20 protein-coding genes and 2 pseudogenes are annotated in these 22,075 nt (G+C 34.8%); 9 read left to right on the top strand and 13 right to left on the bottom strand.

All coding sequences use genetic code 11. The features are described from left to right. Positions 1-280: 280 nt before the first annotated feature. The 4 genes from ACE1MS_RS23345 to ACE1MS_RS23330 all read right to left on the bottom strand — a co-directional run bounded on the left by ACE1MS_RS23345 (position 281) and on the right by ACE1MS_RS23330 (position 5,810). Positions 281-2,332, bottom strand: a complete 2,052-nt coding sequence (locus ACE1MS_RS23345) for a LamG-like jellyroll fold domain-containing protein (protein WP_447403002.1) — start codon at positions 2,330-2,332, stop codon at positions 281-283. Between the two features lie 457 nt (positions 2,333-2,789). Continuing rightward, entirely contained in the window at positions 2,790-3,560 is a 771-nt protein-coding gene (locus ACE1MS_RS23340) for a DeoR/GlpR family DNA-binding transcription regulator (RefSeq protein ID WP_447403001.1), read from the bottom strand. Positions 3,561-4,063: 503 nt separating this feature from the next. Next, the gene (locus ACE1MS_RS23335) at positions 4,064-4,540 is read right to left on the bottom strand and encodes a hypothetical protein (RefSeq protein ID WP_447403000.1); all 477 of its coding nucleotides are present in this window, start codon (positions 4,538-4,540) and stop codon (positions 4,064-4,066) included. 289 nt (positions 4,541-4,829) lie between these two features. Then, on the bottom strand, positions 4,830-5,810 hold the full coding sequence (locus tag ACE1MS_RS23330) for a GGDEF domain-containing protein (RefSeq protein ID WP_447402999.1): 981 nt from the start codon (positions 5,808-5,810) through the stop codon (positions 4,830-4,832). Between the two features lie 660 nt (positions 5,811-6,470). On the opposite strand from ACE1MS_RS23330, the gene ACE1MS_RS23325 reads away from it, so the two are divergent. After that, positions 6,471-7,286 (top strand): hypothetical protein, encoded by an 816-nt coding sequence (locus tag ACE1MS_RS23325; RefSeq protein WP_090002812.1) that lies wholly within the window; start codon positions 6,471-6,473, stop codon positions 7,284-7,286. A 30-nt stretch (positions 7,287-7,316) separates the two neighbouring features. Further along, positions 7,317-7,940 (top strand): DUF3885 domain-containing protein, encoded by a 624-nt coding sequence (locus ACE1MS_RS23320; protein WP_090002811.1) that lies wholly within the window; start codon positions 7,317-7,319, stop codon positions 7,938-7,940. 534 nt (positions 7,941-8,474) lie between these two features. Here ACE1MS_RS23320 and ACE1MS_RS23315 read toward each other — a convergent pair. Then, positions 8,475-9,662 carry an MFS transporter gene (locus tag ACE1MS_RS23315; RefSeq protein ID WP_447402998.1) on the bottom strand — a complete coding sequence of 396 codons (1,188 nt, stop codon included), beginning with the start codon at positions 9,660-9,662 and terminating at the stop codon, positions 8,475-8,477. Between the two features lie 91 nt (positions 9,663-9,753). Between ACE1MS_RS23315 and ACE1MS_RS23310 the strand changes: the two genes are divergently transcribed. Beyond that, on the top strand, positions 9,754-10,623 hold the full coding sequence (locus tag ACE1MS_RS23310; RefSeq protein ID WP_447402997.1) for a LysR family transcriptional regulator: 870 nt from the start codon (positions 9,754-9,756) through the stop codon (positions 10,621-10,623). A gap of 313 nt (positions 10,624-10,936) precedes the next feature. On the opposite strand, the gene ACE1MS_RS23305 is transcribed toward ACE1MS_RS23310, so the two are convergent. Together ACE1MS_RS23305 and ACE1MS_RS23300 are read right to left on the bottom strand one after the other, a co-directional pair. Then, positions 10,937-11,413, bottom strand: a complete 477-nt coding sequence (locus ACE1MS_RS23305) for a GNAT family N-acetyltransferase (RefSeq protein WP_150908129.1) — start codon at positions 11,411-11,413, stop codon at positions 10,937-10,939. A gap of 393 nt (positions 11,414-11,806) precedes the next feature. After that, positions 11,807-12,694 carry a hypothetical protein gene (locus ACE1MS_RS23300; protein WP_198696132.1) on the bottom strand — a complete coding sequence of 296 codons (888 nt, stop codon included), beginning with the start codon at positions 12,692-12,694 and terminating at the stop codon, positions 11,807-11,809. A gap of 420 nt (positions 12,695-13,114) precedes the next feature. Here ACE1MS_RS23300 and ACE1MS_RS23295 point away from each other — a divergent pair, with 420 nt between their 5' ends. The 5 genes and pseudogenes from ACE1MS_RS23295 to ACE1MS_RS23275 form a co-directional block, all read left to right on the top strand. Continuing rightward, positions 13,115-14,077: a S8 family peptidase gene (locus tag ACE1MS_RS23295; RefSeq protein ID WP_447402996.1), complete on the top strand. Its 963-nt coding sequence runs from the start codon at positions 13,115-13,117 to the stop codon at positions 14,075-14,077. Next, positions 14,077-14,886 (top strand): endonuclease I family protein, encoded by an 810-nt coding sequence (locus ACE1MS_RS23290; RefSeq protein ID WP_447402995.1) that lies wholly within the window; start codon positions 14,077-14,079, stop codon positions 14,884-14,886. The genes ACE1MS_RS23295 and ACE1MS_RS23290 overlap by 1 nt, the downstream gene beginning before the upstream one ends. A 159-nt stretch (positions 14,887-15,045) precedes the next feature. Beyond that, positions 15,046-15,150, top strand: a complete 105-nt coding sequence (locus tag ACE1MS_RS23285) for a putative holin-like toxin (protein WP_374700723.1) — start codon at positions 15,046-15,048, stop codon at positions 15,148-15,150. 178 nt (positions 15,151-15,328) lie between these two features. Beyond that, positions 15,329-15,580: a hypothetical protein gene (locus ACE1MS_RS23280; RefSeq protein ID WP_447402994.1), complete on the top strand. Its 252-nt coding sequence runs from the start codon at positions 15,329-15,331 to the stop codon at positions 15,578-15,580. Between the two features lie 21 nt (positions 15,581-15,601). Then, positions 15,602-15,883 (top strand): annotated as a pseudogene (locus tag ACE1MS_RS23275) (IS3 family transposase); the annotation flags it as partial. Between the two features lie 56 nt (positions 15,884-15,939). On the opposite strand, the gene ACE1MS_RS23270 reads toward ACE1MS_RS23275, so the two are convergent. The 4 genes from ACE1MS_RS23270 to ACE1MS_RS23255 all read right to left on the bottom strand — a co-directional run bounded on the left by ACE1MS_RS23270 (position 15,940) and on the right by ACE1MS_RS23255 (position 17,211). Then, positions 15,940-16,209, bottom strand: a complete 270-nt coding sequence (locus tag ACE1MS_RS23270; RefSeq protein ID WP_447402993.1) for a hypothetical protein — start codon at positions 16,207-16,209, stop codon at positions 15,940-15,942. A gap of 151 nt (positions 16,210-16,360) precedes the next feature. Further along, positions 16,361-16,558 carry a hypothetical protein gene (locus ACE1MS_RS23265; protein WP_274996908.1) on the bottom strand — a complete coding sequence of 66 codons (198 nt, stop codon included), beginning with the start codon at positions 16,556-16,558 and terminating at the stop codon, positions 16,361-16,363. A gap of 164 nt (positions 16,559-16,722) precedes the next feature. Further along, positions 16,723-16,881: a hypothetical protein gene (locus ACE1MS_RS23260; protein WP_447402992.1), complete on the bottom strand. Its 159-nt coding sequence runs from the start codon at positions 16,879-16,881 to the stop codon at positions 16,723-16,725. A gap of 30 nt (positions 16,882-16,911) precedes the next feature. Beyond that, positions 16,912-17,211 (bottom strand): hypothetical protein, encoded by a 300-nt coding sequence (locus tag ACE1MS_RS23255; RefSeq protein WP_447402991.1) that lies wholly within the window; start codon positions 17,209-17,211, stop codon positions 16,912-16,914. A gap of 72 nt (positions 17,212-17,283) precedes the next feature. On the opposite strand from ACE1MS_RS23255, the pseudogene ACE1MS_RS23250 reads away from it, so the two are divergent. After that, positions 17,284-17,476, top strand: a pseudogene (locus ACE1MS_RS23250) (IS3 family transposase); the annotation flags it as partial. Positions 17,477-17,532: 56 nt separating this feature from the next. On the opposite strand, the gene ACE1MS_RS23245 reads toward ACE1MS_RS23250, so the two are convergent. Further along, positions 17,533-20,601 (bottom strand): DUF5704 domain-containing protein, encoded by a 3,069-nt coding sequence (locus tag ACE1MS_RS23245; protein WP_447402990.1) that lies wholly within the window; start codon positions 20,599-20,601, stop codon positions 17,533-17,535. A gap of 15 nt (positions 20,602-20,616) precedes the next feature. Next, on the bottom strand, positions 20,617-21,870 hold the full coding sequence (locus ACE1MS_RS23240; RefSeq protein WP_274996918.1) for an S-layer homology domain-containing protein: 1,254 nt from the start codon (positions 21,868-21,870) through the stop codon (positions 20,617-20,619). Between the last annotated feature and the right edge of the window lie 205 nt (positions 21,871-22,075).

Here is a 22,075-nt window from a genome sequence, read left to right as displayed (position 1 = left end):
TCATTACTCTATTCTTATTAGTATGTCCACTCTTTGAACAGTTAAAATTGATATTTTTATTTCATATTCTATTTAACTGTTCGTGTTAATATTATCTATAATTATTAATCGTTAAATAACTATGGATTAACTAAATTATGTTAACGATAATGAAGATAATTTAACCATTTCTTTTATTGAAAGATTAGTTATCTAATAACCTAATTTGTTGCATCCAACCCACACTAATTAAGTAAAAGTATTATTTAATGAAAAATGCATCTGTTTTTTACTTTTCTTATCATTTATTTTGAAATAGTCCTTGGGGGATTTGTGAATCCCAATTTTCAGGAATATCAAGTCGTAGCGTATGAGCAATGATGGCAGCAGTATCTATATTTTCTACATCTGTCAATACAGTGCCAGGCTTAATAGTCTTTCCTTTAGCAGCCCAGAAAATAGTTTGTTCTTCTGTAGAGGAACCACCATGACCAGTACCTTTCCCACCATGATCCGTTGTGATGATAACTAGAGTATCATTCATCAAGCCTTCTTCTTCTATAGCTTGGAGAATTTGCCCAACATGCTGATCAGCTTTTTGTAATGCCTCATACCATTTCAGGCTCCCATAGCCATGGTTATGACCTGCACCATCTACTTCATCCAAATGAACAAAAATATTGCGACTATTCTTACCTTCTGCTTTGATATAATCCACAGTTTTTTGTGTCGTATTATTATCATTACCGCCATTTACTTTATAAGCGCCTGAAGAATCTTCAATAATTCCTTTGTTAATCGGAGACCATGTAGTAAAAGACGCTTGATTAAGCATAGGACGCTCTTGTTTTAGCAATTTCATATAAGATGGATAAGGATTTTTTTCAGGGTAAGGATCCCCTATATTTTCATTAGTCAATCCATGTTTTGAAGGTACAACCCCATGGAGTATGGATCCCCAGTTGTGCCCACTAATCGTAGGCATCATTGCTTTTGCTTCATATGTTCCAGCGCCTTCACTCATTAGCTTCTGTATATTCATTGCGTTTGCTTTTGGATCTTTTACTCCATTTCCTGCTCCATCGATACCAATGAATACTACTCGCTTGTAAAGAAAGTCTTTCTTGTAAGGAGCCAGCTTATCTTCCATCATTTGCACATCTAAATGATCCACTTTTTTATCATCGTTAATATCCGCTATTTGCGCGTGTATCCAACGTTTGTCACCTTCATGACTATTTTGATTTTTTCTGATGAGTTTTAAATCATCTTCTGTTAACAATCCATCTCCAGAAACGTCAATGGAATTTGATACATGTACGTTAGTTGTAGCTGTTTTGCCCCCATCAACCGTTTTGGCCGTAATCGTTGCTTTGCCTGCCTTCACTGCAATGACTGTAGGACGGTCGTTAATCATTTCAATTTTCGCTACTGTTTCATCACTAGTAATCCATTCCACATCCTTTACTGTTGCATCTGATGGAGAAACTGTTGCTATAAGTGGCATTGGTGCTCCAACCTTCAGATTGAGCTCAGTCTGATCTAAAGAAATAGATTCTACTGATGTCGGCTGAAGTGGAGGTGCACTATCATACATGGCACGGACTTCCGATTCGCTCAAAACTTTTCTAAAGATTTTAAGATTATCCATTGCTGCAGTAAGTGTAGAACCATAATTTCCTGTACCATCTTGTCCGATTTTCGTCGTATAGGAGGTATCAAGAGTTCCTTTCATTCCAGAAATATCAATAGAATGAACTAAGCTACCATCTCTATAAAATCTGGCACTTCCATCACGATCATGCGTAACAACAATGTGATGCCATTGATTATCAGCTACATTTTCCATATTATAATCTTTTCGTGCACTTCCGGATGTCTTAAAGTTCCAATCAAGTTGTTTTGAACTGTTCAACGATAAATTCCAACCTGTGTTACTTCCCGAATTCCAACTTTTATTTGAAATAATAGCAGGATCTCCTTGAATATTATCTGATTTAATCCAAAAGGCAATTGAAAAATCTGTGGTCTCTCCAAAACGTAAATCGTCACGATTGCCCAAATCTACATACTGTTCTTTGGATGTAAATTTAATTGCTTGATTAATTCGTCCTTTCACATATTCTGGATTCCCTTTAATTTGAGGAGTTATAGCATTTGAAGAGCTATCGACTACATTGTTGTCAAAATTAATGTCAAGAACTGTTCCTTCACTAGCAAATGCAACGGATGACATACTACTGTTGGATAAAACATTAAATGGGATATCTGTACTTGTTACAGAAAGTGCCATCGCCAAAGTTAATGAAGTTCCTACTACTACTTTTTTAAACATGTTAGATTTAGATTTCATTCATTTTTCCTCCAATTTAAAATAATCTTACATGTCAATTATAGAAAGGGAATGTAAATATATAATTGGACTTTTGTGAATTTCTTTATAATGTCTGTAAAAAAACACATCAAACAATACAAAACGTCATTTATTTCATTGATTTTTTTTGTTTTAATTGGTTTTAAGGATTTTATATTTTCCCTTATGATTAGTTAGGACATATTTTTTGAAGAAGAATTGTTTCGTTTAGGTAGGTATTATTTCTTCAAAAGATATCAACGATATATGCTGCTGGTTTATTTGAAAAATTATCAAACATTCTTCATAGTAGACTAAAAAAACCTTCCATATTTACTAGTTTGGAAGGTTTTTTCTAATTGACGGTTAGTCGTAATTATAAAGCTATATATTGGAAGCCGGAGTTGTTTTTAATAAGGTAATAATCCAATAATACAAGTATATCCTCACCCAAGTATCAACATTCTACCCACTTTACATCTAATACTCCCCAATTTTGAGGCATTGGCGTGTCGGATAAGATATAATCGATAAGTTTGAGCGATTCGATTTTATAATTTGCCTTTACATCGATTTTTGAGTGATCAACGAGGACAATTGTTTCATTCGCATTATTAATAAAGATTTTTGACAATAGACACTTCTCTAAATCAAAACTCGTGATTCCTGATACTGGATGAACACCGTCAATGGCAATAAAAGCCTTATCTACATAAAATTCCTTTGCCATATTTTCTGCCAATGAGCCGGAGGAGCGAAAATGCTTACTTCTGACATATCCTCCAAGAAAAATGATTTCACCTTTAAAAAGCTGCTTATTGGCATAGTCCATTAACATGGTGGTTACCGGAAAAGAGTTAGTTATGATCGTAACATCCGACAGGTCTTTAAGTGACGAGACCATTTGCAGGGTAGTACTTCCTTCATCAATGAAAATTACTTCCCCCTCTTTAATAAGAGAAGCAGCCTTCATACCAATTCGCTTTTTCTCTTCTATTCTTACTATTTCGCGTTCAAACATGGACGGTTCAATTATACTAGACTCCACTTTCACAGCCCCGCCATACACTTTTTTTAATTTTTTTTCGTATTCTAATTCCTCTAAATAGCGGCGAACGGTTTCCATTGATACATTAAATTCTTTTGCTAGATCATTGACTTTGACTTGCCCATGATCCTCAATCAAGTCAACTATTCTCTTTTTTCTCTCTTCTGCTAATAAAGACATGTATCATACTCCCTGTTTTAAGCTAAGATAATATCATCAAGAGTAACAGTTCCTTTACCTCTTCTCGAACAAATATACCATGTTTTTCTAGCTCCGTAAAAATAACTTGTAGATTAAGAAGTGCTTCTTCCAAATAATGATATCTTTCTCTTCCACCTTTTCTTTTGCAATAAGTTCGGTGGCAAGAGTTTAGCTAATTATATAGACCATGTTTAACAACAATAGAGAACAGCAAAACAGATGTTTTCAATTGACCTATTCTCCATTGTGCTCATTTTCACTCTAAACAGTTGTTCTTGAAAGTTGTTACTCTCCCTCCTATCTAGTCAATCTCATAATAGTTTAAATAACTATGCCTTAACTAAATATGTTAACGATTTCGAAGATAAGTTAATCTTTGTTTTATTGAAAGATTACTTATCTCATAACTTAATCATAAAAAAACTATGCCCCTAATGATCCTGGGGCATAGCACTATTACTATGTTTATGATTCTATTCCACTTAATCTTTCACATCCATCTGCTGTTTTAAATTCTTATCATACCAGTTCTTATATAATGTATAACGAAATTTTGCTGTTTCCCCAATTAGGAGAAATAAAAGAATTATAAAGAACATTATTATTTGTAAGATTAGGTTATAAGTGTTGTAAATAGCAACCGAAATTATAATTGTTATTGGAGCTAAAAATACTGAATTTAGTAGGTGTTCCTTTTTTGTTAATTCTTGATAGGGGGCTTCTCTATTTATTAGCGTTTTTTTAATCTGATTAGATCGAATTAGAAATACCATGGATCTATTTATGAATGTATGTAAACAAACTAAGCCAAATATAAAAACTATATAGAAAGCAATATTCTTATTTGATTGTTTTAATAAGTAAGCCCCAAAAGCACTACACACTAATAACATGAGAATTGTGTACGACTTGATATATATTTTTAATAAGTCTTTATCCTTTGATGGAAAGATGTTCATTGTTTGTCCCCCTCTCTACAAAAAAGTCTTCTACTTAGAGGACTTTATAGATTTAATTATAGCACTGTATATAAGGGACTAGTACCTCATAGAATAGAACTTTCCCTCTTATTAGTTTTATGCTTTGGATCGATTTATCAAATCTTAGCAGAAGATATTTCATTAGAATTCATCATTTATTATCTTAAATATCAGGTTCCTGACTATTCTAAAAATAAAGCTGAATGAATATAGCTTATCGTTATTAGGTTGGCAATTGTAACCAGTGGTGCTTTAATCGAACCTTTATTTATGATGGTAATATCTCTTCCTGAATTGTTATTTTATTTTTCCCTGTGTTTTTGGAGATGTACATACGCTCATCAGCAGTCTTTATTAGTTCTTCTACAGAGCCTTGCCCAACAGCAATACCAATTGACATAGTGATTTTTATTTCTTTTCTCACTGCTTCTAATATTTTTTCAGCAAGACGTGAGGTATGCATGGTATTTGTTACTAACCCTATAAGTTCTTCACCACCATATCTTACCCCGAAACCATTTCCATTTAGAATTCTTCTCATGATTTCACCTGTTTGCTGTAATACAAGATCTCCATGATCATGACCCTTTTCATCATTTAACTTTTTAAAATTATCGATATCACAAAAAATTATGCCAATCTCTTGCTGCTGAATTAATTGCTCAGACTTTTTATATAGCCAACGTCGATTATAAAGTCCTGTGAGAGTATCAGTAATGACATTCTTACTAGCATTTTTCATCATTCCTAAAAGCTGTTTTGTATGCTTTATATGATTCATAATAAAGTAGATTGTAGCACCACTCCATACAAAAGTATCGGTGTTAGTTGTAACCGTAATGAATGCTAAAACTGACATAATTAAAACACCTGAACGATCTTTCAGTTCACTATATTTAAAGCCTCCGTAAATCATGTAAATTATTAAAACAATCAAAGCTATCCCTTTTACAAATGGAATAAAAGTAGCTAATACTAGTAAAACTATAGCTGTTTTACTTATAAAATGTTCATTCGTTAACCAAGGTTTATTGAACTCTACTAAGAAAACACCAATAATTAGAAATGGAATATAAAAATTCAACTGTAGAGGCAACCAAATATAGATACCTGCCGACAACAACAAAAGTAATTGGCTAAATAACAATAACATGTTCTCTTTTCTTGCGTTTTTCATGTTTATAGACATGTTAAATTGTAATCGTATGCATTGATACAAAGCACTCAATATAATAGTAAGTAATGGCATTGATATCGTCCTTTCATTTTTATACTACTAATTGATTAATCATTTCTTGAGTTTAAAACACTCACTTTTCTAAATATCACTAAATAAAAACCCCTTCTTTTTGGGTCCTATATACGGGTACTAAACTCTTTAAACACATATCAAACTAACTTTTCTTCATTCACAATTTCCTATTACATGTTTTTATTAAATATTTCTTATTTTTTATCTCCCTTTTTATAATTAATAACCGACTAAAATCTCGTATGTCCTTTTTCCATCCAATACAAAAACCCGCTTCAATAAACCAATAGAAGTCATTAAAAAAGACCATGACAATTGGTTTTTGAAGCGGGTTCTTCCCGTAATGTTTAGTTAATTGAATCTTATCAAATATTTTAATAATAGACAATCCTGTTTTTATGGAGAATAAAAGCAGCCAACTCTTACATAAACTAGCGCAATTTCAAGCGAAATGAAATTGGAAATTCAGGAGTGGCTTACCATAATCCCCTGGAAAATAGAGATGCTACAGGGTGATATCTCCTAATTTCACTCACTATACTAAAGTATTATTTTTATGATTTGGTAATTAAGTTCCTTATAAAGATGATAGTATAATGTAATAATACATTCTAGTTGGTTATTACTAACAAAAAAGGAAAAATGGAGTGATGTGTTATGAAGAAAAAATACTTAAAAGGAATAACAAGTGTAGTAAGTAGCGCACTACTATTTAGTACTATTTCTACAGCAATTCCCTCTTACGTGAATGCAGAAACAACAAATATCGGAAATGAAAATGAGGAATTATTAAGTACACCATTAGGAGAAGTTGAAGAGTTGAACCAAGATCAACTTATTAATGAATTAATAGAAAGTGATATAAAATTAAGAGTGCCATCTTCTTTAAGTTTAGAAGACTTTGAAAGCTTTGAAGATATTCCAAAAGAGCTTTTCGAACCAAATTATTATTCTGAAGAAGAAATCATTTATATACCTGAATCATATTTAAACCCGTATCATCCTGATTCACTTGTTACAATTGGAAATTCCGGTAATGGTCAAATTCAAACTTATGCTATCGCTGCTGCAGCAGGTATTTACGCTATCCCTGGTATTGGACAAGTGACAATAACTATTACTGGTGCTATTATTATCGGTGGTGCTGTGATAAAGGCTGGTTCATGGGTTTACAACCAAGTTTCAGTTTATTTTTCAAAAAAAGCCGCTGAAAAGGCCGCTAGTAAAATTCCAAATGATTTAAAATCAGATGACATGCAAGTTGATTTAGGCAAGTTTAAAAATAAACATGGAAAATCAGCTAAAGAAACAACTTCTAGTCCACCATTCACTAATGGCAAATGGCGTCTGGAAAAAGATACAGCAGGTCATATAGGATACAATGGTGAGAAAAAGGCATGGAAAGTATGGAAAAAAGGCGCAAGTGAAAGAACTGCTTCGCTCGATAAGAATGGTAACGTAATTGATGAATAATATATTAACTTGGAAATAGGGTGACTCTGTATGCAATTAAAAAAATTTATGGAACAACACTATAATGGATTAGCATTATCACCAGACTTTTACCATACATGGGGTACAGGTATCCATGTTGAGTTAGGTAATGATAATTCTCAAAATTATGATGAACTTAATATGCCTAAATTTCATATAGAGTATAAACAAGTATCTGAAATTGTAAATTTGCTATTTAAAAAAACGGATGATGTCATTGTTGTTGTCAATTCTTACCCTGATGAGACAAAAAATACTGTACATCCAAACTTTTTTCAACGTTATGTAAAAAATCAAAAGAAAAAGTATTCATTACACCTACAAGAATATGTGTGGCAATTTGATGAAGATAAAGTTTTAGTTCAACAAATGGAATTGTATTGTAAAGTGTTAGATTTAAAATTAGAATTACTCTTAAAAACATGTATTCATGAGGACTTTTCTACTCAAAATCCTCGACTAAAAAGAAAACATAGTCTATATGCACCTGATGTATTTTTAGTGAATATTAGTACAAATTGTATTTTCCATGTTTATGATGATAGAGGCTGTGAAATCCTAAATACGGATATAGAGTTTCATAAAGAGCTTTTAGATTACTTTAAAGAGTGGGAAATTCAATCCAAACCATAATAAGAAATAAAAGAGTGTTAATCTTTTGGATTAATACTCTTTTTCTTGTTTCCACTGTATATGGTGTCTTGCCCTTCTGTTTGTGAAAAGTCTGCATTTGTAGTTATTAATCCTTCAGCATGGAAACAATTCCAAATCCTACTGTATTATTTCCTTCAGCATGTGAATTACCACCTCGAGCAACGATTTCTTGCCCTTCAGCATGTGAAGCACTACCACTAGCAGTTAAAGAATTGCGCCCTTTAATGGAATAACTAAGATTTTAAATCCTATACTCTAATGAAAGTTCCTTGTTATCTTCTTCAATACTCGTTTACAAAAGGCGTTAAAATGCACAGCGAACTTGCCATTCGGTACGTTCGTTCTAACATGTATTTCCTCTCCCTTCGCAACTGCAAATGTGGGTGATGAATTCCTCCTTCCATAACCTTCAACAAGATTTTTTATAAAATGCCAAATATCGAAGAGTATTAAAAAAATAAAAACCCAACTGAATATCAAGGCAGTTGAGTTTAGAAATTACTTTTTAATTTATTAAAGTCGATGGTGCTTCATAACTTTTTTATTTAGGTAGAAAGAACATCTGATAAAAATAAGTGCGAGTATAACGAATAATCCACCAATCCAGCTTAAATTTTCTATATTAGTATATTGAATAATGATTCCTCCTAATGCAGAGCCCAGCATCATTCCCACATTCATTAAGGCGGTATTAAAACTGAGTACTGTTTCAGAGGATTGTGGTTTTAGTGAAATCAGATAAAACTGCTTTGCTGGTGTCGTTGTCCAAGTTGCTACTCCCCAAAAAGCTAGTGTGACAAATACACCCACTGCCCTATACTGTGTAAATGCTAGTACAAATAAAGAGATGATGTTAACACATAAACTTAATGATATTGTTCGATTAGGTCCCCATCTGTCTACCGCATATCCTCCAAAGCGTGAACCAATAAAAGCAAAAGTGCCTAAAACAAATAAAGCGATACTTGTCATTTCAATAGAAAAGCCAGCAGTATGACTTAATAATGGAGCAATGTAGGCAAACACCATAGTATATCCTAAAATCCAAAAGATCGTTGTCATTAAACCCATAAGGACTTGTTTATCTTTAATAATTTGCAACTGTTGTTTAAATGGCAGCGGTTGGTTTCCTTCTATATATGGTAATAATTTGTAAAGTCCTATCAATAAAAAAACTGTGCCAAACGCAATGATTAAGAAAATATAGTGCCAATCAAAATGTCCAGCTAAAAATGTGCCGATAGGCACTCCAAGTACTAATGAAACAGTGAAACCAGTAATGACTGTTGCCATAGCACTACCTCTTTTTTCTGGAACTGCAATTTGCGCAGCATAATTGGTGGCAACAACAATGTATAACCCTCCACTCATCGCCATAATGACTCTGGATAACATAAGAAAGACAAAATTATAGCTAAAAAATGCAACTAGATTTCCTAGAATAAATATAGAGATAGCATATAAAAGCACTTTTTTACGGTCGAATTTAGATGTTAGCATGACCAAAATCAAAGCTCCAATGGCATAAGATAAAGAATAAATCGTAATCAACTGGCCAGCTATTGAAATTGAAACATCTAATTCAATAGAAATCAGTTCTAAAATTCCAGAAACAACAAACTCTGCTGTTCCTGTTACAAAAGCTCCTAAAGCTAAAAGTATGATGATTAGTTGATTTATATTATTTTTCAATTTGTACATCTCCTTATATTTGAACTGCTGTTTTTATTTTAAGTCCCATGTTAATATAAGTAAAATTGATGTTTTTAATAAAGGAGATGAGTATTTACTCATGACTATTGTGCGCTACGAAATCATTGCAAAAGTAGTCGAGCTAGGAAGCTTTACAGAAACTGCTCAAATATTAAATATGACTCAATCAGCCGTGAGTCATGCAGTTGCGAGTTTAGAATCTGAATGGGGAGTTTCTTTATTAATTCGTGATCGAAAAAAAGGAATAACACTTACAGAAATAGGGAAAAAAATTCTGCCGAATATTAGAGAAATATTGAAAAGAGTGGAAGTTATTAATCAAGAAATTGCACTTATGACAAGCTTGGAAACAGGTATTATTCGTATCGGCACTTTTGCAAGTGCTTCTTCTTGCTTATTGCCTAAATTACTTGTGAAATTCCGGAAAAAACATCCTAAAATAGAATTTAAATTTTACGAAGGAACCTATGAGGAAATTACAGAATGGTTGGGTTCAGGCATTATTGACATTGGATTTGTAGTAAAAGGAAAATCAAATCCAAATTTCGATTTAGTTCCTTTGATTAAAGACAAGATGGTAGTCGCTTATCACCCTAATCATCAATTTCATTTTAAAGAAACAGTAGAAATGAATGATTTAATGGATGAATCCTTTATTATGCCAACAGGGATGTACCAATCACATGTTGAGGAATTATTTGCAGAAGCGCAAATTAAACCATCTATTCTTTTTGAAGTACACGACTGTACAACCATTGCTAATATGGTACAGGAAGGACTTGGCGTTACGATAGGTCCAGAATTATATTTAAAGACACAGCAAAACATAAAAATCAGCAAACTAAATATTGAAAACAGCCGTGAAGTAGCACTTGCCTGTCATTCTATTGCAAATGCTTCTCCTGCAGTTAAGGAATTTCTCCATGTGGCAAAAAATGTTTTTAAGTGAACATTTGTAGCGATTACGTTTCAAAATAGAACTTCCTTTATTCATGTAACTCATGATAAAAGGGAAAAAAAAAAGGAATTTTTTATGTATGGCCTTTTAGATTTATTAAAAACACCTAACAAGTGTAGTGGAACGTCCCCAAGCGTCGTTTTGGAGCCTTTCGTTAAAAAATGTTTTTCAATAATAGGGCCCTTTTCATGAATAAAGACGCTTTCCTTATTACAGAAAAGCGCCCGATTGCGGTATATCAAGTCAGTGATTTGTCTTTTGCATGTTAAAGTAAAGAACCAAATAGTTAAAGAAGTAACTAAAATTAAGATTCTATTTTTTTTATCATTTTGAAGTTAGTCAATTTAACGCCCTCTCGTTCAACAGTTTGTGAACAAATGGTATTGTAACCTCTAAGTTCAAAAAAATGTTTAGCTGTAATACTTGCATCTGTATCGATTTTAAGTAGATTTAATTTTTTCGCTTCGTCTTCTAGCTTATCAACTAAAGCCTTAGCGATACCTTGACCTTGATAGTCTTTATGAATATACAGTCGATCTAGGTGCCCACTATGAGTCATATCACTAAAGCCTACTACTTTATCATTAATTTTTGCAACAAAAGATATGTTCTGTCCTAATGAAATCTTCCAGCCATCTATCTTTGATTTTTTTTCTTCCTTTGGTGCCCAAGCGTCTAATTCTGTTTGTGAATAATCTTTTAAATTAACTGAATGAACTGTTTCGTAGAACAAAGAAACGATTTCTTCAATATCAGCTTCATCATATTTCATAATATTCATTCCCCTTATACCCCTCTACATTAAGATATGTATATTTTATCATCAAAGTCCTTATATCAATAAACTGCTCCTTTAGTTTAAGTGAAAATTTTCACGATTTCTTTAAATGGGTTATCAAGAAAATGGCCCTTTAAAAGAAAAAGATGCGTTTTTAAATAAACGCGCCCGATTATTGAATAACGAATATTAAATCTTAGCACGATATAGACTCGACATTTAATTACATACAGTTCTCCATAACGAATATAAGCGCAGTTTTCATACTCAGTTTTATATTAAATTAATCTTCCCCTTTATGAAAACAAGCGCTAATCCTAATTACAAAATATTACTAATGGGGTAGCACCATGTGTATTTTTAGTCAATTCCAATTAAGTAATTCAACCTAAAATTCTATTCTATATTTTTTTTAGCTGCGTAATCACCATAAAAGTAAGTGTCCCAAAAATCACCATATTTAGGAGTGGCAATTATTGTATATTCCCCATTTTCCTCAACTTCAAACAAAACTACACTATTATGTTCCCATCCCACAAAATGTTTTGAGTCATCTACGAGCATATAGATGCTGTATATTCCCTTTTCTAATACTTCACTTTTTTTGAAGTCATCAATTAATTCTTTGGCGTTTGGAATATTGTGTTTATTTTCATTTATGTCAAACTCAAATTGGAAATTTACCACACCTATTTTCGATGCATACCTTCCATACCTGTCATCACCAATATTATTTCTTGGGTCGCTTGGTACCAATGTAGGTAAAAGTTTAATAGTATCTATCTTTTGTGTCATTTTAAAATCGTCAAGTAGCTCTTGATAATTACCTACACCTATCTCAATATTGTCGTAGGGAAATATTGAAACAGGTCCATTTCTTACTGGTTCATATTCATTAGGGTATTTCACTAAACCATATTTTGTTATTAGCTGTTCAACTACTTGAACTACCTTTGGATGTTGCTCAATATATGCACCCTTGAATTGTGAAAGGTAAATATCGTCATGACTGCCCTTTCCTATAACCTTCAATGTATCTCTATCAATCATTAGGTACGGATAAGCACGATATGGCTCTTTCATTTCTATATATGTTTGATGGTCAATACTTGCAAACCAGTTATTACTTGCCTGAATAACAAAAAACTCACCTTGTATTCCATAGTTTGTTTCTAAATATTCTTGTATTGGTTGATTCAGATCATCTTTAGAGAAACATCCACTAAGAATTAGGATTGATGTACTTGCTAAGATAACTTGAATCAATCTTTTAATACTCTTCATTTCCTAAACTCCATTTCCTAAATTTTGATAATATTATAACATTTTCCGTTAAATAAGCTGCCACATTGGCATAAGTACATTTCTTCACAATCTTAACGAAACAATTAATAAAGTCACTACATAATCTGGCCCTTAAATGAAAAAGACGCGTTCCTAAATAAACGCGCCCGATTATGGAAGATCATAAGTACATGTTTTGTAATACTAACGCAGTTTAATTTAAGTACAAACATTCACAATCTTTAAGATGTTATCATGCGTAATTGACTAATAGATACCAATACTATTTTCACTGTAAAAAATTACTATAGTTAGATAAAAATCCATCTATTGTAACTGTTTATAAGAATTCAGAATTGTTAAACTATTATTAAATACCAAGAATACACTTGAAACTTAATTCTTTCAGGAGGGATACAAATGGAGCAAAAGTTACATTTAATTCCGTATCAAGTGAATGAAGTGGTCGAAGTGGTCGAAGTGGTGCCAAAAGGTATTGAACTTATTGCAGCACCAAAAATTTGGGAGAATTCTAAAGGGAAGGGAATCACTGTTGCGATATTGGACACAGGCTGCGACGTCACCCATCCTGATTTGGGTGGGCGTATTATCGGCGGACGGAATTTCACTCGTGATGATGATGGACAACCTGATGTATACATTGATTATAGTGGCCATGGAACCCATGTGGCTGGTACAATTGCTGCAATCAATAACGGCACAGGAGTAGTTGGTGTTGCACCTGAAGCAAGTTTATTGATTTTAAAAGTGCTTGATAAAAGTGGATCAGGGCAATACGACTGGATCATAAATGGTATTAACTATGCAGTTGAACAAAGGGTGGATATCATCTCCATGAGCCTCGGAGGTTCTGTCGATGTACCTGAGTTACACCAAGCTATTCAAAACGCAATCACTAATCAAATTCTAGTAGTTTGTGCTGCTGGTAATGAGGGAGATGGACAGAGTTCTTCAAATGAATTGGCCTATCCTGCCTGCTACAATGAAGTCATCAGCGTCGGATCCATTAACCTGCAACGCAGTTCTTCTGAATTTTCAAATTCGAATAATGAAGTCGACATAGTAGCCCCTGGTGAAGAAATCCTTTCAACGTATTTAAACGGAACTTATGCAAAACTAAGCGGAACTTCGATGGCAACACCGCATATATCCGGTGCTCTTGCACTCATAAAAGAGAATTCCAACAGAAACTTTGAGCGAAATCTGACAGAGGCTGAGCTGTATGCACAATTAATAAAGAGAACGATTCCTTTAGGAAACTCGCCAAAACTCGAAGGCAACGGATTGCTGTACTTAACAACAGAGGAATACTTATCGGATGTGTACAACCAAAAGATATCTGCACAGGCGTTGAAAATATAATGGAAAAACTAGATTTGCTATACTGTGAATGGGAAACGGCCAAGTCAGACTTTTTAAACTATAAGGCAAATCGACCCTATTATGACGAAAAGAAAGATAAGGAAGTCAGAAATCAATACTATCAGAGCATTTCATTAACGGATGCTAATCTTTTAGACAGCCTTCGCACATTGCTTGAAAAAACACATACAGATCAGTTAAACTACAGCCCGCACCGTTATGTGTACCCTTGGGTTGATTTGCAGGAAAACGGTTCATTAAAAAGCCTTTATTCTGGAAATAGAATGGATCCACTTTTTGTTATAGATGAGGACGTTCGGCTCCTTGAAATGCAGGCAAAAGGGTTAATCAGCATCTTTTCGGATGATCTATTTAACTGTGAACATGTAGTGCCTCAATCATGGTTCGATAAAAAAGAACCGATGAGAGGAGACTTGCATCATCTATTCGCCTGCGAAACCACCTGCAATAGCAGTCGCAGCAACTACCCTTACTACGATTTCCACGATTATATCCCTGAAGGATTAATTTTAGGAATCAAAGATGACTGCGGCAAAGCTGAAGAAAGTAAATTCGAACCAGAATACGGGAAAGGAATCGTTGCTAGAGCAACACTCTATTTCCTAATTCGCTATCCAAACACTATAAAAAAAGAACTAGAGAATGTCTCTTTATTGTTAAAATGGCATCAATCTTTTCCAGTATCTATCTATGAAAAGCATCGCAACCTAGCTATCCATGAACTTCAAGGCAATCGGAATCCATTTATTGATTTTCCAGAGATTGCAGAAAGTTTCGTAACAAATTAAAAAACACTAATTCCCTTATAAAAGTACAAGAGAATTAGTGTTCGCTTTTTTATATTAAACGCAAATAATGGTATAACTGCTACATGTAGTAGGTCGAGGTATTAAGGGTGATTGGTCATCTTTTATTCCAAAACTTCGTTTCAAACGAAGGTAAAGGAGATGATTCCAATGACAGTTTATGAGTCTATAACGCTCATGTTTAGTTTCGCTACACTTATTGTAACGATTCTTGCATTGTCATTCACTTTTTCAAAAAAAAAGTAAACCACCCTCTATACCTTACACGGTAGGGTGATTTACTAGTCCTGCCAATCGCCTTTAATGTAATCATCTAAATCCGAAGAATCAAGATTTATATAGTGTTCGGAAAATGTAACGTTCAAAATCATAGAAGGTATTTGGATTCCCTTGGTCGCCAGAAGTCCCAGATGACAAGGTGCACATGCCAGTAATGGATTTGCTTCAGCAACTCTTCGTTAGTACGAAGAACATGACGGAGGAGAAATTCAAACGCTATGTTCGCTTGGTCGATAATACTGATGAAGTAGTGAACATCATGATTGAAAATGCTCCATCCTTGGACCAAGTCGTACAAAATTTCGAGAAAATTGGTATCAGCAATATCGACCCTGAGCTCATGGCCAAAGGCGTTGCAACATTTATGAGTAAAAGGAGTAATAATATTGACGCTTGATTCTTACATTGTTGAAAATCCGGTTGGCACTATCAAATAAAAAAGTATCAACAAACATTAAAAACAACATGATATTACGCAAAGTATGTCTCGTAAGGGCAATTGTTTGGACAACACAGTCATCAAAAATTTCTTTGCTTATTAAAATCTGAACTCCTGTATCTACAAGAATTTGAATCCATGGCACATTTTGAACAGGAACTCCAAAACTATATTCACAATTACAATCACAAACGAATGAAGGCCAAATTAAAAGACCTAAGCCCGGTGGAATACCGAACTCAGGTCTTAGCAGTTGCTTAATTAAATATGTCTAACTTTTTTTGGTCAGAACATTAGAGCCTAAGCTTTTTATAATATTAATGCGTAATCGATGATTTGAAGTCATCTAGTGATGATTGGTCTGCATGATAGAAGATAACGTCCCCCTCTTGCAGATTGAATGTATTACCATAACTATCGACAAAACTATTCTTGAAGCCCTCCATATCTGTCCACTGGCTCACATAGTGAGCTTTGTAGTAGAAAAGATACGGATTATTAAGATCTCCCTCTTGAATTGTCTCCATGTCAAAATTCACAATAATATAACCATCCCTTAAGAACAACGGATGATTTTCATTCAGCATCCCTATACGCCCCGCTTCTTGAACGCTCGCATTCTGTGGCACTACGTATAATTTAGCTGGTAGACTGTCCTCACCATACCACGTTTGTTCTAATATTCATGTGTATCCTAACCCCCCCACTCCATATAGATTGGTTGAAGCGGGGGATAGTTTACACTGGAAACTTGCCCTTTTGATCCGAGGCAAGGTGTTTTAAATACAATTTCAACGTTTCTTTGGGATAACGTATAAATCCTGGGGCAACTGCCTTTGTTACTGTACAAAAGACTAAAAAACGTACAAATACATTTCTATTTCGTGTGTTATTGACTAATCTGCGTAATTCATCCACATTAGCATTCAATTTCACTTTTTCTCCCTCCTACTCAGAATATACTTGCAATTAGTATAACATATTCTGAGCGGTAAAATTGATTTCATTAAGCCATTTACAGCAACAAAAAACTGACTTTGTATTTGTAAATAGACAGAATAAAATTACCTTGCTCGGCCTAATACATTAAATAAACCAGTTTACTGTGTTTCATCTTCTGTATTGGTCGGCTTTTTTATTTCTTCTCTCTCTGTAGTAAACGGCTGAAGTGATTTTAGACTTTCATACAGCCCAAATACTGTGTTGTAACCTGAATATACCTTCGATGCATCATTAGCCGCTTCATCAGTATTATTCACCACCTCACTCATCACTTTAGTGAATGCCTTTTACAATTTAAATGAAGGCATTAGCAACACATCGTTCCAGTTCATACTAGCAACTCCACCATCCATAATTGCCAAAATAACCTTTAAAGTAGATATAAAGGAAATCGATAGAATGATCAAAATTATCAACATACGTGACAATTTGAAGATAAATCTAACTATCCTTTGCTTGGACCAAAAGGTGGATGTTGATTGAGGATTAGACTGATCATCTTCCGTAGCAGCCGCGACCTCTAAAATTCTCTTATCCTTGAATTTGAAGTATTCCTCCAATACAACTTCTAATGCACCTAGAATCACAATTGACCCTATTACATATAGAGATGGCCTCACGGATAATATAAAATCAAAAATTGCTATAGATAACACTCCAACGCAGTCATCGAAAATTTCCTTGGCTTATTAAAATCTGAACTCCTGTATCTACAAGAATTTGAATTCAAGGCTCATTTTGAACAGGAACTCCAAAACTATATTCGCTATTACAATCACACAAACGAATGAAGGCCAAATTAAAAACCTAAGCCCGGTGGAATACCGAACTCAGGTCTTAGCAGTTGCTTAACTAAATATGTCTAACTTTTTTGGGTCAGATCATTAGAGCCTAAGCTTTTTATAATATTAATGCGTAACCGATGATTTGAAGTCATCTAGTGATGATTGGTCTGCATGATAGAAGATAACGTCCCCCTCTTGCAGATTGAATGTATTACCGTAACTATCGACAAAACTATTCTTGAAGCCCTCCATATCTGTCCACTGGCTCATATAGTGAGCTTTGTAGTAGGAAAGATACGGATTATTAAGATCTCCCTCTTGAATTGTCTCCATGTCAAAATTTACAATAATATAACCATCTCTTAAGAACAATGGATGATTTTCATTCAGCATCCCTACACGCCCCGCTTCTTGAATGTTCGCATTCTGTGGCACTACGTATAATTTAGCTGGTAGACTGTACTCACCATACCACGTTTGTTCTTTCGTTACGATTTCTTTTGGCGGAACCATCGTATTTGGAGGAACCTGAGTTGCTAATGGTCCTCTGTATGTACGAAGCTTCCAGTTTTGAATTTGCCATCCATAAGGACCTGTTTGAACCGGTCCCTTGGACATGTATCTCGCGTAATAACGTGCAAATGCAGTTTCATAATACTGACTTGTTGTTTCCTTTAAATTGAAACGATCAGCAAAATTGTAATAATGCAAAGCGTTATTTGTGATTTCATTTTTTGGTACGTTTCGCATTGTCTCATTTAATGCAACAGTACGGTATGTCTTATCTTTATCAGAGCCGATTTTAACAAAGTAGTTATTATCGTCATGATAATACAAATCTACAGCTTGGCGTTTCTTTCCGTCACTCGACACATGGTAAAAAGTTGGTTTAATACGGATGGCATCTTTAATACTCTCCATATCACCTTTTGTTTTCATGTCGAAGCGGAATTTATAACCTGTTTTGACCGCTACGTTTTGTAAACCATTCGGATGACTACCATGTCTTACAGGCATGACAAACGGATTTGTGTTGCCTCGTGGTGCTCCATCGATGCCATTTAACCCTACCCAATACGAATTATTAGTTGGTGTTACACCATCTCCTTGACGGAAAACAGACTTCCAGTTGTAGTCGGAAATATCCGTCACATGGAAATCATATAAACGGCCAACTATATCGACCTGAATAGAATCAATAGCTACATGAGCAGCTGATAAATTGCCTGCCGGTGGAACGTTATAGGCAGGGTTTGGAATCGTAATGTTTGCATGGTGTTCTGAGCCACCAAAATCTCCACCTGTTAATGCATTAATCGCAAACGCTCTAAACTGGATTGTGTATTGTTTTTCTGGTACCCATACTGGTAAGAAAAACTCCACAGTTTCCATATCAACTGGTACAGAAATCCATGTATTCGCAGGGTAAAAACCTTGCTTAGTTGCGGTATATACATCAAACGGGAACATTACTTGTTTCAGCTTAATATATTTTGAGAAATCACGATTGCCGTACCCTGGAATATTGCGGTGTTGCCCTCCTGTCGGCAATGACACTGTAAACGGTCTATCAAGTATAAACGCATGTCGATCTTGATCAGGACTTGGCGGTGTAGAACGTAACGGCGGCTTAATGCGTTGGTCATGTTCCTTATCGTCAGAAGCCCTTGAATAAATTACGACAGGCGTATGTACCGTAACTACATTGACGTCAAACGGAAAATCCTTAGCCGATGCGGAACCATCTATTGAGAATACAGGTTCATAGAACACTTTACCAGTGCTTGGTGATTCAAAGTAGTTTGTCTTTAATGGATCGATTAGCAATCCTGTTGCTGTCATTTGAATCATACCAGGAGCAGGTACATCAGATGGTGTAGGACCATCCGTTGTTGTACGTGTATCATCCATAATCACAGATCCTTTAAATTCGGCACGGTCATTTTCTACTTCATTTTCTCCGATTTCGGCTTCTGCTGCTGCTGTAGCCTCATCTGTAATATCAGGTACACTTGGTTTGGAACTGCCTCCATCGATTGTTTCAGAAGGAAGTTCAATTTCAGGACATTCAGGTGGGAATACGTGATCTTCCACATTATCGCTATGCTTACCATCAGCAGTGACATTCGTCATTGCATCGATCCGTAAAAAATCATTAGGTAATGCATAGTTTGTAAACTCTGAATGTGTTAGTTTCCATATGTTGTACTTTATGATCTCCCAGTAAGAAAACGTTCTTTCGATACCACTTACAGCAACCTTTTTTGTTACGTTTTCTTCATGGTCAGTGTAAGTTACATTTCCTTTGGAATCAGTTTTTGAGGTTGTCCAAGTTAATGTAAACTCTTTAGATGCATTCACATTGTTGAATACCGTCTTACCCTTCTTTTGAACAAAATCTTGCTCGTATAGGTATTCTTCACTTTGTGCGTCTGCTCGCAGATATTCACTAGATGGAATCCCTTGTATTACATCAAACTCACCACTATCGGAGCTGATACTGCCCGACGGAGAAGGTTGAATTAGGCTACTTTTTTGTGAGGCACCGTCTCCCTCTAATAGAAATTCAATAGAGCAAGCTTCGATTGGTTCTGGGTCTTTATCGTCACCTTCATCGATGTAGCCTCTCCATTGTATCCACATTGGAACATCGTACTTTACATTTAATTTTGTTTCGCCATCTTCGTTGTGACCATATACTTCTACGTCAGATGTTTTTAGGGTACCACCCGTTGTAACATTTATTTCTAGGTAATGCCCCATTACGACTCTTTTACTATTGCCTATATATTGAACGCCATTGGCAAGTTCGTTCCATTCAGGATTTAGTGCTTCAACACCCTTTAGGTCAGATGGAGATTTTTTATCACTTTTGTCATTGACATTAATAAATTCGGTCGGCATAGGATAGTTATGTAAATTCAATCTGTTATTGACCTCTTCCTGTTTAGGTCGTGCGGTTTCATCCCTATCTCCAACCATTGGAACTTCTTTTTCATCATCAAAGTTTTTAGCCCTAAAGTTCCCATTATCAATTTGCCACCAATGAACAGCTGGAGTTATTGGAATCTTTTCTGACTCATAATAAATCCTTTTTGCTGATGCATGGAGTGAATCATCTAAAATAAACAAGCAAATAAATAATGAAAAGAAAGATACGATAGCAATCGTACCTTTTTTTATTAGTTTCAATTGAATTATCAACTCCTATTTCAGTTCATAATAGAACATGCTATCATCATCTGTTCTGCTACCAAACATTTCACCAGGTTTAGGCAATACTCCGTTAGATGCCCAATAGCGATATGTTTCACCCTTTAAAAATTCATTTTTAGATGTACTTTTTGGGGATGATAAATTAAACAGCGCAATTTTACTTTTATCTACCAATAGGTTTGAAGCAAAGTGCAGATTAGATCCATTGCTAACACTTTGAACACTTACGTCTCTATTTGGCTTGAATGTGTATTCATAGTAGATTGCATAAATCCCTTTATTCAGTAGAATTTTATCTTCACCTTTTTCATTAAAGAACATATCTTTAAAAATACCTTTTGGTTTAGTGCCTGTTGTATCTACAAAAATGGCATGTTCAATTGTAGCGACACCTGTGTTATTTAAATACGTATGAGGTTTACCAAGAATATCTTCAAATCCACCATATTTTGATTTCTTGAAGTTAGAAATTGTTAAAATGTTTGTTCCTGTTTCAGCAACCTCACGAAGTTCTTTTAACCCTGTGAAGTCGGATGGTGCTTTCTTCATAGCATCCATGAAGCGGATAAGGATAGTTGCTACTTCGGCACGTGTTGTATTGCCATTTGGTTTGAATGAGAAATCTTCATAACCTGACAGCAATCCAGTACCAAGTGCTACCCCGATATACGGTAAATCCTTCTTATTTACACCGCCACCATAAAACTCAGGAATCGGAATAAGTGTAAGGCTTGAATTCGCCATTTCCTCAATTGCTTTACCATAATCAGCGTTCGCATGTGCTAAACCATTTGCTAACCAACGAGACATTTCACCGCGAGTCATTGCTTTGTTTGGTTCAAATTTGTTATTTGAGAAATCACTAGCTTTAATGAATCCAACTGCTAGTCCTTCTTGAATAGCGTCATTTGCCCAATGTGAAGCTCCAACATCTGAAAATTTAGATGGTGTACGGTCGTTTCCGTCGAATACGCGTGATAGGAATGTTGCAAACTCTGCTCGTGTTACCTGTGCAGATGGTTTGTATGTACCGTCACTGTAACCTGCCACAAGCCCTTTTTCTGCTACTTGCTTAATAGACTCATATGCCCAATGCGATTTAGGGACATCTTTAAATGTCGTTTTCGTTGCCGCTTCTGCAACAGTATAAGTAGCAGGTATAGCGTACACGGGAGTCGCCACAGCTAGAGCTAAAGTCGCAAGTAATAATTTGTTTGAGTTCTTTCTAAAAGTACCACGTTTCATATTTATTCCCTCCAAATGAATTAGATTCTTGTATACTCTAATTTTACCATTTTTAGAGGATCTATCAAACTCCCGAAGGTCATTAGTTAGTCCCCCCATTCCTGAAAAAGATTTTAATAAAATGAAAGAACCCGCTTCAAAACACCATCAAGTAGCCATAACAAAATAGTTACGACAAATAGTGATTTTTGAAGCGGGTTCTTCC

Source organism: Lysinibacillus sp. fkY74-1, assembly GCF_053165895.1.
Note: the sequence above shows the minus strand (reverse complement) of the source record. Positions and strands in the feature narration are given on the sequence as shown.

Excerpts from the sequence above, each read along its gene's own strand:
- ACE1MS_RS23320 (WP_090002811.1), top strand. The coding sequence starts at position 7,317 with ATGCAATTAAAAAAATTTATGGAACAACACTATAATGGATTAGCATTA.
- ACE1MS_RS23335 (WP_447403000.1), bottom strand. The coding sequence starts at position 4,540 with ATGAACATCTTTCCATCAAAGGATAAAGACTTATTAAAAATATATATC.
- ACE1MS_RS23325 (WP_090002812.1), top strand. The coding sequence starts at position 6,471 with ATGAAGAAAAAATACTTAAAAGGAATAACAAGTGTAGTAAGTAGCGCA.
- ACE1MS_RS23270 (WP_447402993.1), bottom strand. The coding sequence starts at position 16,209 with ATGCTGAATGAAAATCATCCGTTGTTCTTAAGGGATGGTTATATTATT.
- ACE1MS_RS23290 (WP_447402995.1), top strand. The coding sequence starts at position 14,077 with ATGGAAAAACTAGATTTGCTATACTGTGAATGGGAAACGGCCAAGTCA.
- ACE1MS_RS23330 (WP_447402999.1), bottom strand. The coding sequence starts at position 5,810 with ATGCCATTACTTACTATTATATTGAGTGCTTTGTATCAATGCATACGA.
- ACE1MS_RS23240 (WP_274996918.1), bottom strand. The coding sequence starts at position 21,870 with ATGAAACGTGGTACTTTTAGAAAGAACTCAAACAAATTATTACTTGCG.
- ACE1MS_RS23285 (WP_374700723.1), top strand. The coding sequence starts at position 15,046 with ATGATTCCAATGACAGTTTATGAGTCTATAACGCTCATGTTTAGTTTC.
- ACE1MS_RS23295 (WP_447402996.1), top strand. The coding sequence starts at position 13,115 with ATGGAGCAAAAGTTACATTTAATTCCGTATCAAGTGAATGAAGTGGTC.
- ACE1MS_RS23345 (WP_447403002.1), bottom strand. The coding sequence starts at position 2,332 with ATGAAATCTAAATCTAACATGTTTAAAAAAGTAGTAGTAGGAACTTCA.
- ACE1MS_RS23310 (WP_447402997.1), top strand. The coding sequence starts at position 9,754 with ATGACTATTGTGCGCTACGAAATCATTGCAAAAGTAGTCGAGCTAGGA.
- ACE1MS_RS23340 (WP_447403001.1), bottom strand. The coding sequence starts at position 3,560 with ATGTCTTTATTAGCAGAAGAGAGAAAAAAGAGAATAGTTGACTTGATT.
- ACE1MS_RS23300 (WP_198696132.1), bottom strand. The coding sequence starts at position 12,694 with ATGAAGAGTATTAAAAGATTGATTCAAGTTATCTTAGCAAGTACATCA.
- ACE1MS_RS23280 (WP_447402994.1), top strand. The coding sequence starts at position 15,329 with ATGCCAGTAATGGATTTGCTTCAGCAACTCTTCGTTAGTACGAAGAAC.
- ACE1MS_RS23305 (WP_150908129.1), bottom strand. The coding sequence starts at position 11,413 with ATGAATATTATGAAATATGATGAAGCTGATATTGAAGAAATCGTTTCT.
- ACE1MS_RS23315 (WP_447402998.1), bottom strand. The coding sequence starts at position 9,662 with ATGTACAAATTGAAAAATAATATAAATCAACTAATCATCATACTTTTA.